Here is a 13,043-nt window from a genome sequence, read left to right on the forward strand (position 1 = left end):
GCGTTATTTGGTATTTTTAATGAAAATAGCTGTGTTTTTTCGTTTTATCTCTACTTTTAGTGATATGTAAACCCCCTTTACAGTTTTGTTTAGCGTATTAATTGCCTTTGTTTTTAATTAAATTTCTAACGAAATATACGTTCTTTTTTATTGTATGAAACACTACAAATGGTATTTGCATAAAGGTGGGGAATATTACCCTATAAAAGTAGGGTTTTATCGCTATTTTATTGAAGCTTAGCAGTAAATTTGTCACAGTAGTGTTACTAAAATCTATCAGGATTAACAATGAAAAAAATTTATTTACACTGAGTGCGTTTGTGTTGCCTTTGGCAATGGCGAGCTCAGTGATGGCTTCATCTGTTGAGCAAACTAAAGGCAGCTATGTTGATAAATTCCGTCAACTAGACGAAGCTTTGCCTACCCCTAATGTTTACCGCAGTGCCGCAGGTGCACCAGCAGAAAATTACTGGCAACAACGAGTTGATTACGATATTGATGTAAAGCTTGATGAGCAAAAGCGTCGCTTAACGGGGAGTCAAACAATTGAATATAAAAATAACTCACCGCATACGCTTAAATATTTATGGCTACAGCTTGATCAAAACATTTTTAAAAATGACTCGATTGCAGAAACCACGCAAACTTTTAAAAGTACCCTACAAAACGAACCGGATGCCAAGCCTGCTAAATTAAGTTTAGGTGATTTACGTCGTCAGCAGTTTATGAACGACAATGAGCTGGGTTACACCATTAGCAATGTTAAAGATGAAGATGGTAAAGCGCTACGCGTAACGGTTGTTGATACTCTAATGCGGATAGACTTAAACACGCCACTAAAGCCCGGTAAAGATGTTGAGTTTAGTATGGACTTCGCGTTTAACTTGGTTGAGGAAGATGCGGTAGGTGCACGTGCAGGTTATGAGCACTTTGAAGAAGACGGTAACGATATTTTCCTAGTGGCTCAGTGGTTCCCTCGTTTAGCTGCGTATACTGATTACGAAGCATGGACTAACAAGCCATTTCTAGGTAGCGGTGAATTCACTTTAGAATTTGGCGACTACGACGTTGAAATTACGGTTCCTGCGGATCATATTGTATCGGCAACCGGTAAGCTTGATAACCCAAGCTCTGTTTTAACCAGTACTCAGCGTAATCGTTTAAAAGAAGCTGAAACAGCAAAACGTCCTGTATTTGTCGTTACTGAAGAAGAAGCACTCGAAAACGAAAAAGCCGGTACAGACAAAACAAAAACGTGGCATTTTAAAGCTGAAAATGTTCGTGATTTTGCATGGGCGTCGTCACGTAAATTTATGTGGGATGCTAAAGGTTACCAACAAGGTGGGAATGAGCAACCATTGGTTATGGCGATGTCGTTTTTCCCTAAAGAAGGTGGCGATTTATGGAAGAAATATTCAACTGAATCTGTGGTACATACCATGGAAGTATATTCAAAATATTCATTTGATTACCCTTACCCAACTGCACAGTCAGTTAATGGGCCTGTAGGGGGGATGGAATACCCAATGATCACCTTTAATGGTCCACGTACAGATTTACAAGACGATGGCACACGTACTTATTCTCAAGCAGAAAAGCGCTTTTTAATCGGGGTTGTTATCCACGAAGTGGGGCATATTTATTTCCCTATGATTGTAAACTCAGATGAGCGCCAATGGACTTGGATGGATGAAGGTTTAAATAGCTTTTTAGATGGTGTTGCTGGACGTGAATGGGATCCAACCATTCCTTGGGGTGTTGAGCCACGTGATATTGTGGCGTACATGAAGTCTGAAACTCAAGTGCCTATTATGACGCAATCAGACAGTGTGCTTCGTTTAGGGCCTAATGCCTATACTAAACCAGCTGCTGCATTAAATATTTTACGTGAAGTTATTCTTGGTCGTGAATTATTTGATTTTGCGTTTAAAGAGTATGCTCAGCGCTGGAAATATAAGCGTCCTACTCCGGCTGATTTTTTCCGTACTATGGAAGAAGCGTCAGGTGTTGATTTAGATTGGTTCTGGCGTGGTTGGTTCTACACTACAGACCATGTTGATATCTCGCTTGATAAAGTATATCAATTACGTTTAGACACCAAAAACCCTGATATCGACTTTAAGCGTTTACGTGATATTGAAGCGAATAAGCCAAGTTCATTATTTGTTGAGCGTAATCGCGCTGAAGGTAAAAAAACTTGGGTTGAGAAAAACCCAGATGTAACCGATTTTTATGACGAAAACGATCGCTTTACGGTTACCAATAAAGAACGTAATGCGTACAACAAATTTTTAAAAGGCTTAAAACCGTGGGAGCGTAAAACACTCGATCGCGCACTAGAAGAAGACAAAAACTACTATGTTATGGAGTTTTCAAACTTGGGCGGCCTTGTGATGCCGATTCTTTTAGAGCTAACTTATGAAGATGGCACTAAAGAAGAGCGTTACATTCCCGCAGAAATTTGGCGTCGTAACCACAAGAATGTACAAAAGCTGATTATTACCGACAAAAACAAACCGCTGACATCAGTAACGGTTGATTCAGGCTGGGAAACGGCGGATGTGAATGTAGAAAATAATCACTACCCTCGTCGTATTATTCCTTCGCGTATTGAAGTCTACAAACGTGAAAAGAGTAAGGCAAAAGTAAGCCGCGATATCATGCAAGATATTAAAACAGAGCTGAAAAAAGACGAGCCAAAAGACGAAATAAATAACGACGAGGACCAATAATAATGCGCTTTTTGCTTATTATTGTTTGCTTTTTAATTGCTGCGCCGAGTATGGCGCACCAATTAAAATCATCTGTTACAACGATGTTATTTAATCAGCGCACGCACAATATTGAATTGATGCATCGTTTTTACTTACATGACACAGAGCATGCTGTTGGCAGTTTATTTAAAGGCAAGGTGGATATTATTGATAACAAGCGTGACCAAAAACGCTTTGCTAAATATGTTGAGTCTCATGTTGCTTTGCAAACCTTAGAGGGTGAACCACTTACGCTTAATTATGTAGGTGCACAAGTGGATGGTAAGTTCTTTTGGGTATACCAAGAAGCCACGATCCCCGATGAGATTGAAGGCATTAGAATGAGTAATGGCGCACTGCGCGATTTATGGCCTGCGCAAGTCAATATGGTAAATGTTGAGGGGCGAGGAAAAGTAAAAACGTTAAACTTTAGTCAAGACGACACATGGCTTGAAGCACGATTTGAAACTAACTAACCCACTGCGCATCTTTTCTTAGGTGCGCATTTTTATACTGTTAGGTTAGCTGATCGCGTTAACTTACTTCATCGTAAAACCAACATAACAGAAATCATACAAACCGAACTAATGTGTATCAAATGAGCTATACTGAGAGCGTAATGGATTAAGTTTTTTGTAATTGTCTATTGATATACATTTTTAATGTAAAGCAAATCCGCAAACTAGTTAGCACAAGGAATGAAATGAAAACGCAAATTGAGGCAATCAAAGGTGTTATTTTTGATTTAGACGGAACCTTAGTATCATCAGAATTAAACTTTTCATTAATTAAGGCACAAGTAGGTTGCCCAGCAGAGCAAGACCTACTCGAGTATATAGAACAATTACCCTCGCCCTACATGCGTGAAGAAGCAATGAATATAGTCCATCAGCATGAGCTACTTGACGCACAAAACGCGAGTTTTTTACCTGGTGTCGTTGAAGCTGTTAACGCTCTGCAAGCAAAGAATATCCCCATGGCTATCGTGACGCGTAATTTTGATAAAGCGGCTTCATTGAAACTTCAGCATAATCCGTTGCCAATCGAAACGGTACTCACCCGAACCGACGCTCCTGCTAAACCCGATCCAAGTGCTTTACTAACGATTGCAAACAAATGGGCAATGCCAGTTGATAATATTATTTACGTTGGTGATTATTTATATGACATACAAGCTGCTCATAATGCAAAAATGCGAGCCTGTTTATATGCCCCAGATTTAACCCCCGCGTATGCCAAGCAAGCCGACTTTGTTATTCATGGGTTTGATGAATTAGTGTCATTAGTAGAAAATTACGCTGAAAAGATTGGGGTCTGTTGACCTTTTAAGGTTGAATTTGCAGCAGTCTGTTTGGTATTTAGGCAAGGCAGAGCCTATCTATACCCAAATTACCTTAATCTGCGAGTTTCAGTTGGAATTAAAAGCTATTTTGACAAGGCATTGATTGAAAATAATGGTTATTCCCTTGTTAAAATCAATAACGCAGTATAAATAGCTTTTAAACCAACCCGTAGGGCGTTTCACAGAAACTTACTCCCTTCGTTGTTCCTTTTTAAAAGGGACGACCATTATTGCAAAGGGAACGCCTTGATATAAAGTCCCTGTGAAACGCTGAATTCTGTATATTAAGGCAATTTGGGTATATGTGGTTACTCCCCATAAATAGGCGATAACGCAGCAGCAATGCCAAACAGGCGCTGCCCTTCGGGTTCTGCCTAGGGGCGATTTACTCTTTGTTGCTCGGTTTTGACTTAGCCCACTAGGTTACAAACCTCGCGCCGCGATTAAATTGCCCCTAGTTTGAACAAATAGCAATCCGCAAAGGTTAACAGACCCTAGTTATGTTAAATTGCACTGTATTTCATTTCGCTAATAATATAACGGGTATTATTTAAATTAATACTCAAATGCTTTTGCACAGCATAGCATGTTGAACCACTAGCCCAATACGCTTTGAATTGATAAAATATCGAAAACAGAACGTATTCAATAGAGGCACAAGATGGGCAGAGCATTTGAAGTCCGCAAAAGTTCGATGGCTAAAACAGCCAACGCGAAAACTAAAGTAAATTCGAAGTACGGTAAAGAAATTTACGTTGCAGCCAAAAGTGGTGAACCCGACCCCGATGTAAATCAAACATTGCGCCGCTTAATTGAAAAAGCCAAAAAAGACCAAGTTCCCGCGCACGTAATCGAAAAAGCAATTGAAAAAGCAGCCGGAGGGGCAGGGGAAGATTACTCAACAGCTCGTTACGAAGGCTACGGCCCAGGTAATTGTATGGTGATTGTTGATTGTTTAACTGACAACCCTAATCGTACAATTAAAGATGTGCGCTTACCGTTTACTAAAACAGATTCAAAAATAGGCACACCTGGTTGTGTTGCTCATATGTTTGATCACCTAGCTGTTTTAGGGTTTGCAGGCGACGACGATGAAGTCGTGTTAGAAGCGCTGATGATGGCTGACGTTGATGTAACTGATGTAGAAGCCGAAGATGGCAAGGTGTCGGTGTTTGCACCGCATACTGAGTACTTTAAAGCTAAAACGGCATTAGAAGAAGCATTTGAAGGCATTAACTTTGAAGTTGATGAAATTACCTTTGTACCGCAAGTACATGTTGAAATTACGGATGAAGAAGTGATTGCCAACTTTGATAAATTTATCAATATGCTTGAAGATTGCGATGACGTACAAAATGTTTATCACAACGCGACCATTAAAAATTAATTCGTAGTTTTAACTAGGCGAATTTTAGCTATTTTGCCGCTTAATAAAACAAAAAGCGCGTTTTGTGTAGGCAAAACGCGCTTTTTAGTGTTAAATAAATGTTAGCTATTCAGCTAGGTTATGGTGCTGTGCTTTATATTTTAAGCGGTAGCTGTGCAGTAGTGGCTCAGTGTAACCGCTAGGTTGGCTAACACCTTCAAATACTAGTGCCAAAGCCGCTTGGTAGGCAATGCTGTTAGCTAATGTTTGCTCATTGCTTGCCATGGGGGTGTAAAGGCTATCATGCTCATTTTGGCCATCAACAACCTTAGCCATTTTTGCCATCACTTTTTGTACTTGCTCTTTACTGCATACGCCATGATACAGCCAGTTGGCGATATGCTGGCTTGAAATACGTAAGGTCGCTCTGTCTTCCATTAAGCCAATATGGTTAATGTCAGGCACTTTAGAACAACCTATTCCTTGGTCAATCCAGCGTACTACGTAACCTAAAATGCCTTGCGCGTTGTTCTCAAGCTCACTTTGAATATCTTCTTTTGATAGTGTTTCTGGGTTTGGCATTAGCGGTGGTGTTAGTAAGCTTTCTAGGCTTGCTATTTGGCGCGTGGCAATGCTTTGCTGCAGGCTAAATACATCAACATCATGATAATGCATTGCGTGTAATGTAGCGGCAGTAGGAGAGGGTACCCAAGCCGTATTTGCACCTGATTGAGGGTGGGCAACTTTTTGCTCCATCATCATCGCCATTTTATCGGGCATTGCCCACATACCTTTACCAATTTGTGCTTTGTGGCTTAAGCCACAGGCTAGGCCAATATCAACATTACGATCTTCATAAGCGCTGATCCAAGGCTGTGCTTTAATAGCGGCTTTAGGCAGTACAACACCGGCTTGCATAGAGGTATGTATTTCATCACCGGTGCGGTCTAAAAAGCCGGTGTTAATAAATACAACACGCTCTTTAGCTGCATGAATACAGGCTTTTAGGTTAGCAGATGTACGACGCTCTTCGTCCATAATACCCATTTTAAGGGTGTTTTTAGGCAAGCTTAGTGCATCTTCAACCATACCAAATAAAGTGTTAGCAAATGCCACTTCATCAGGGCCATGCATTTTTGGTTTTACAATATTAATACTTTGTGCAGTTGAGTTTTGAATGGCATTTTTAGTGTTTAAATCGTGCAGTGCGGCTGTTGCGGTGAACATGGCATCCATGATGCCTTCAAACACATCATTACCACTTACATCGGTAATGGCAGGGTTTGTCATTAAATGCCCAACGTTACGCACAAACATCATACTGCGCCCTTTTAGGGTCAGTTTTTGGCCATCAAGACCTGTGTATTGACGATCGGCTTGTAACGTACGGTCGACCATTTTGTCGCCTTTTCTAAACGTTTCAACTAAGTTACCTTGCATTAAGCCTAACCAGTTTTTGTACACTTGCACTTTATCTTCGGCATCTACTGCAGCAACGGAGTCTTCACAGTCCATAATAGTGGTCAGCGCCGCTTCAAGTACCACATCTTTTAGCCCTGCTTTATCAGCCTGGCCAATAGGGTGGTGATGATCTATTTGCAGCTCAACATGTAATCCATTGTTTTTAAGTAAAATAACACTTGGGTTTTGTGCCTCACCTTGATAGCCAACGAGTTGTTCAGGGTTTTTAAGCGTAGTGTGCGAGCTGTCGCGTAATGTAATAGCAAGTGCGCCATCCACAATTGAATAATTAGTGCTTTCGATGTGCGAGCCATTTTCAAGCGGTAGCGCTTTATCTAAAAACTGTCTGGCGTAAGCCATTACTTTAAAGCCGCGCACTGGGTTGTATTGAGTCCCTTTCTCTGCACCATCGTCTTCACTGAGTACGTCTGTGCCGTATAGTGCATCGTAAAGTGAGCCCCAACGTGCATTAGCAGCATTTAAAGCAAAACGGGCATTACTAACCGGTACCACTAACTGTGGCCCTGCAGTCAATGCTATTTCTGGCTCTACATTCAGGGTTTCAATATTAAAGTCTTCAGGTTCATCAACTAAATAGCCAATGTCTTTTAAAAACGCTTGGTACTGGGCTTGATCACCGTTTTTATTAGCAACATGGTAGTCATCAATCTGCTTTTGTAATTGTTCACGTTTAGCGAGTAGCGACTTGTTCAGCGGAGTAAGTGTTTGCACTATATGAGCAAAGCTTTTCCAAAACTGGTGTTCGTCTAGATGGGTACCAGGTAGTAGTTGTTTTTTAACAAATTCAGCTAGTTGCTTATCAACGCTGAGTCCAGAATGAGTGAGAGTGTGGCTCATAATTAAAATCCTTAAACGGTCCGACAGAGTGCATTTTTTATATGCGTACACTTACCATATCGCAAAAAAGTCGCTTTGAGTGCTTTTTAACCATTCACTATATGTATAGCCGCAATAACAACTATAAATTTACTAAATCTAAAAAATAAGCCTAATGTTTAATTAAGCGCTACAGAGCTAACGCGATGTAGTCACTCTCTCAACAATAAATATTAATACCCGTTCGAAGGACTTTATTATGACAACATATCAAGGCGAAACAGATACACTAGCAACACTATGCCAATCACAAGGCAGTGCATGGAAAACTATTAATCCTGAATACGCAACTCGCATGCGTTTACAAAACCGTTTTCGCTCTGGTGTTGATATTGCACAATTTACTGCTGACATTATGCGTGAAGACATGGCAGCATACGACAAAGACACAAGCCAGTACACGCAGTCTTTAGGTTGTTGGCATGGTTTTACTGCGCAACAAATGATGATGGCAATTAAGCGTCACCAAAAAACAACTAAACGCAGCTACGTATACCTAAGTGGCTGGATGGTTGCAGCGCTTCGCTCTGAGTTTGGCCCACTTCCAGATCAAAGTATGCACGAAAAAACATCAGTACCAGCACTTATCGAAGAAATCTACACTTTCTTAAAGCAAGCTGATGCACGTGAACTTGACCATTTATTTAACGAGCTAGACGATGCAAAAGCAAACGGCGGCGACGTTCAAGCCGTGCTTAATAAAATTGATAACTTTGAAACGCACGTTGTACCAATCATTGCTGATATTGATGCAGGTTTTGGTAACGAAGAAGCGACTTACCTACTTGCTAAAAAGATGATTGAAGCGGGTGCTTGTGCTATTCAAATCGAAAACCAAGTATCAGATGCTAAGCAATGTGGTCACCAAGCAGGTAAAGTTACCGTTCCTCATGAAGACTTTTTAGCTAAAATTAACGCAGTACGTTACGCGTTCTTAGAGCTAGGTATTGATAACGGCATTATCGTTGCACGTACCGATTCACTAGGTGCAAGCCTAACGCAAAAAGTACCGGTTTCGCAAAAACCAGGTGACTTAGCAAGCCAATACAATGCATTTTTAGAAACAACACCGGTAAACAGCGTTGAAGATTTAAATGAAGGCGAAACGGCAATGAAGCTTAATGGCCAACTTTGTAAGCCTACACGCCTAGATAACGGTTTATACCAGTTCCGCGAAGGCACTGAGAAAGACCGCGTAGTACTAGATTGTGTAACTAGCTTACAGTCAGGCGCTGATTTACTGTGGATTGAAACAGAAAAACCACACGTAAAACAAATTGCAGAGCTGGTAAATCGCGTTAAAGAACAAGTTCCAGATGCTAAATTAGTATACAACAATTCACCGTCGTTCAACTGGACGCTTAAGTTCCGTGAGCAAGTATACCAAGAGTGGCAAGAAGCAGGTCGTGACCTTAGCGCTTACCCAAGTATTGATGACAACAAAGCGCTTATGGCTCCAGAAATGGATGCAACAGAACTTGCAGCAGCCGCTGACTTATTAGTACAAAACTTCCAACGCGATGGCGCACGTGAAGCAGGTATTTTCCATCATCTAATCACATTGCCAACGTACCATACAGCGGCACTAAGCACAGATATTCTATCTGAAGGTTACTTCGGTGACTTAGGTATGCTGGCTTATGTACGTGACGTACAACGTCAAGAAATCCGTCGTGAGCAAGCGTCAGTTAAGCATCAAGACCTTGCAGGCTCTAACATTGGTGATACGCACAAAGAGTACTTCTCTGGTGAGAATGCACTTAAAGCCGGTGGTGAAGCTAACACCATGAACCAATTCTAATTCAACTAGATAGTGTTACTTAAGGGCCGCAAGGCCCTTTTTTATGCCTGCATAAAGGCAAAATTTAATAGATCAGTATTTTACTAGCTAGTTATTCAGGGATGTAATGCAGCTTAAAAGTGTAAATTAAATTTAAAGGATGTATATGACTCGGCAGTCAGAGCTTGATAGTTTGATTGCGCTTTGACACGTGTAAGTACAATAAATTAACCACTTTTTACCGCATATAGATCAGAGTTTAACTAGGGTCTGTTGACCTTCAAAGGTTAAATTTGCAGCAGTCTGTTTGGTAGTTAGGCAAGGCAGAGCCTATCTATACCCAAATTACCTTAATCTGCGAGTTTCAGTTGGAATTAAAAGTTATTTTGACAAGGCATTGATTGAAAATAATGGTTATTCCCTTGTTAAAATCAATAACGCAGTATAAATAGCTTTTAAACCAACCCGTAGGGCGTTTCACAGAAACTTACTCCCTTCGTTGTTCCTTTTTAAAAGGGACGACCATTATTGCAAAGGGAACGCCTTGATATAAAGTCCCTGTGAAACGCTGAATTCTGTATATTAAGGCAATTTGGGTATATGTGGTTACTCCCCATAAATAGGCGATAACGCAGCATCAATGCCAAACAGGCGTTGCCCAAAGGGTTCTGCCTAGGGGCGATTTACTCTTTGTTGCCTACATGGATGTAGGTAAGGGGCGTGAGCAGGACGCGGAAGCTTTGCTCGGTTTTTACTTATTCTTACATGGATGTAAGCCAGTAGAATAACGCAGGAGCAGTTATCGAGCCCACTAGGTTACAAACCTCGCGCCGCGATTAAACCGCCCTTAGTTTGAACAAATTTCAATCCGCAAAGGTCAACAGACCCTAAGCTACTAAAAGCAGATCACGATTTAACTAGCTAGTTAAAATGCAGATCAGGTTTTAACTAACAAGGTTAAAAACAGCCACTATCTCCATTGTTAAGGGTCGATTTGCTTTTATAATCCTTAATTTGGTCACTTAAACGCTTAATTTAAAGATTTTTAACCGGGGTTTGGAAAGTAATAAACCGATTTTTTACTAACTGTTGCTGCTTATAAAACATTTTTTTACTAACTGAGGGCTTATAAACAGTGACTCAAACCGAATTTTTACTAACTCAAAGGAGCTGAGTTAGTATAAACCGAATTTTTACCAACTCAGTTTTAAGCTAAGTCCGATATTTAGCTTAAGTATGTAAGGGGTTACTCACATTATTGCTGTAAAGGGGGTTTACACTTGTGAGCTTCGAGCTTCGAGCTTCGAGCTTCGAGCTTCGAGCAACGAGCTTATATAGCTCGTCACTCATAACTCTACGTTTTACTTCGAATGCTTATCAAACCACCACTGAATGTAAGCCACTTTAGTCATTAAATTTGATGGACGAGCAGTTATACCATGTGAAGCGTTTGGAATGCGCACCATGGCGGTATCAACCCCTTGTAATTTTAACGCTTGATAAAACTGCTCTGTTTCTGAAATTGGCGTACGGTAGTCTGCTTCACCAGTCAGTAGCATGGTTGGGGTTTTAACATTGCCAACATAACTGATTGGTGAGCGCTTCATGTAATGCTCAATATGGTCCCAAGGTTTGCCCGGAAACCAATAATCGGCAAAAAATGGATAGAAGTCGGCAGTTAGTACAAAGCTGATCCAATTAATCACAGGCTTAGCAACAACAGCTGCAGCAAAGCGATCTGTGTGGCCTACAATCCATGCGGTTAATACACCACCGCCAGAGCCACCGGTAACGAACAATTTAGACTCATCAATAAAACCTTTATCAATTAGCGCGTCAACACCTGTCATTAAATCATCGTAATCGTTGCTTGGATAATTATGGTGAATAGTTTGCGCAAACTCTTTACCGTACGAGTCACTGCCTCGCGGATTCATGTATAAAACGACATTTCCTTTAGCGGCAAATAGTTGTACTTCGGCACTAAAGTGAGGGCCATAGTTAGCAACAGGGCCACCGTGAATTTCAAGCACCAGTGGGTATTTTTTTGATGTATCAAAACCCGGCGGGTAAGCAACCCAGCCTTGTATTGGTAACTCATCATGGCTTGATTTTAACCATAACTCTTCAACCTTGGCGAGCTGTTTAGTTTGTAGTGCATCTGAGTTTAAATCGGTTAAACGCTTTACTGTACCTCTCTTTATTGTAGCTACATCAGCAGGGCGCTGGGTATCAGCCAGTGTAAACGCAATGTCACCATTTTCACTAATATCAAAATCACCACCAGAATAAGGGCGACCAAACGCCACGCTACCTATTTGTTCAGTAATCACCTTTCGTTTACCACTTCGAGGTTGATAAGCGAGTGCGGTTTGGCCTTCATTGGCATAGCTAAAATAGAGGCCTTTTGAATTTGCGCTCCATTGTATTTGGCCAACGCTGCGATCGAAATCGCTAGTCAGACTTTGGGTATCACCGGTTTTTAAATCACGAATATAAAGCTGAGTATTTTCATAGTTAGTGCGCTTGTCATCGTAGCCAGTATAAGCAAGGTACTGACCGTTAGGTGAGACCTGAGGTTGTTGATCTGGCCCATTTCGGTCGGTCAGTGCGATGATCTCTAACGTGTTTAAATTAAGCTGGTACACTTCACTATTGGTTGGCTTGAGTGCATGTTCAGCGTGTCTATTGGCTGAGAAATAAAGTAATTCGCCGTTTTTACTAAAGCTTACACCGCCATTATAATCAAAGTTATCGTTAGTGAGTTGTTGTGCATTGCCGCCATTCGCATTAAGAGTAAATAGCTGATTAAATCCTTTTTGACTATAGCCTCTGCCATCTGCACGGTAGTAAACATCGTCAATAAATTTAGCCGGCTCTGCCCAGCTAGCGCCTTTAGGTTTACCTGGTAAACTGACAGGGGGTGAGCTTATTTCAGGAACAAACATACTAAACACCAGTTGTTTAGAATTAGGTGACCAGGTGATTGAGCGAGGTACATTAGTAAGATTACTAATTTTTGCCACAGCACCCGTTTTAAGCCACTTCATGTATATTTGATTACTGCCATCTCTGTTAGAGATAAACGCAAGGCGCTGTCCATCGGGTGACAACACAGGCGAGTAGTCCATAAATACACCTGATGTTAAGGGCTGTAGTTGTTCTGTATTGTAATCAACAGACCAAATATTACCGACTTTGCGATCGGTTTTAATATCCATGCGGTTGCGGACAAAATACACTGTTTTACCGTCGTTAGTAATATCTATTTGGTTGGCATATTCTAGGTTGAATATATCTTGAAGTTGCAATGTATCGGTATTGGCAACGGCCAAGTGGCTGCTACCTAGTATAAGGCTCATAGCTAAAAGCGTTTTCATTGTTTATCCCTGTTTTAAATCACTAATCTATTTATAGGGTAGTGGAGGGATAATTTATAGTCAG

At 40.9% G+C, this 13,043-nt stretch carries 7 protein-coding genes; 5 read left to right on the plus strand and 2 right to left on the minus strand.

The genetic code is table 11. The annotated features are described in order from the left end of the window. The first annotated feature begins 350 nt into the window (after positions 1 to 350). From AB8618_RS17745 to AB8618_RS17760, 4 genes are all read left to right on the plus strand, one after another. Positions 351 to 2,732: a M1 family metallopeptidase gene (locus AB8618_RS17745; protein ID WP_418157365.1), complete on the plus strand. Its 2,382-nt coding sequence runs from the start codon at positions 351 to 353 to the stop codon at positions 2,730 to 2,732. A 2-nt stretch (positions 2,733 to 2,734) separates the two neighbouring features. Further along, on the plus strand, positions 2,735 to 3,229 hold the full coding sequence (locus tag AB8618_RS17750) for a DUF6702 family protein (RefSeq protein ID WP_138606453.1): 495 nt from the start codon (positions 2,735 to 2,737) through the stop codon (positions 3,227 to 3,229). A 227-nt stretch (positions 3,230 to 3,456) separates the two neighbouring features. Next, positions 3,457 to 4,074 carry an HAD family hydrolase gene (locus tag AB8618_RS17755; RefSeq protein ID WP_413403428.1) on the plus strand — a complete coding sequence of 206 codons (618 nt, stop codon included), beginning with the start codon at positions 3,457 to 3,459 and terminating at the stop codon, positions 4,072 to 4,074. A gap of 682 nt (positions 4,075 to 4,756) precedes the next feature. Beyond that, positions 4,757 to 5,482: a YebC/PmpR family DNA-binding transcriptional regulator gene (locus tag AB8618_RS17760; RefSeq protein WP_010388706.1), complete on the plus strand. Its 726-nt coding sequence runs from the start codon at positions 4,757 to 4,759 to the stop codon at positions 5,480 to 5,482. A 105-nt stretch (positions 5,483 to 5,587) separates the two neighbouring features. On the opposite strand, the gene AB8618_RS17765 is transcribed toward AB8618_RS17760, so the two are convergent. Then, on the minus strand, positions 5,588 to 7,780 hold the full coding sequence (locus AB8618_RS17765; RefSeq protein WP_413403430.1) for a malate synthase G: 2,193 nt from the start codon (positions 7,778 to 7,780) through the stop codon (positions 5,588 to 5,590). 238 nt (positions 7,781 to 8,018) lie between these two features. On the opposite strand from AB8618_RS17765, the gene AB8618_RS17770 reads away from it, so the two are divergent. Next, positions 8,019 to 9,620, plus strand: a complete 1,602-nt coding sequence (locus tag AB8618_RS17770) for an isocitrate lyase (protein ID WP_008110760.1) — start codon at positions 8,019 to 8,021, stop codon at positions 9,618 to 9,620. 1,340 nt (positions 9,621 to 10,960) lie between these two features. On the opposite strand, the gene AB8618_RS17775 is transcribed toward AB8618_RS17770, so the two are convergent. Then, the gene (locus AB8618_RS17775) at positions 10,961 to 12,979 is read right to left on the minus strand and encodes a S9 family peptidase (protein ID WP_413403432.1); all 2,019 of its coding nucleotides are present in this window, start codon (positions 12,977 to 12,979) and stop codon (positions 10,961 to 10,963) included. Positions 12,980 to 13,043: the final 64 nt, after the last annotated feature.

Origin of the sequence: Pseudoalteromonas sp. RW-H-Ap-1 (assembly GCF_048318575.1) — a bacterium.
Lineage (GTDB): Bacteria > Pseudomonadota > Gammaproteobacteria > Enterobacterales > Alteromonadaceae > Pseudoalteromonas.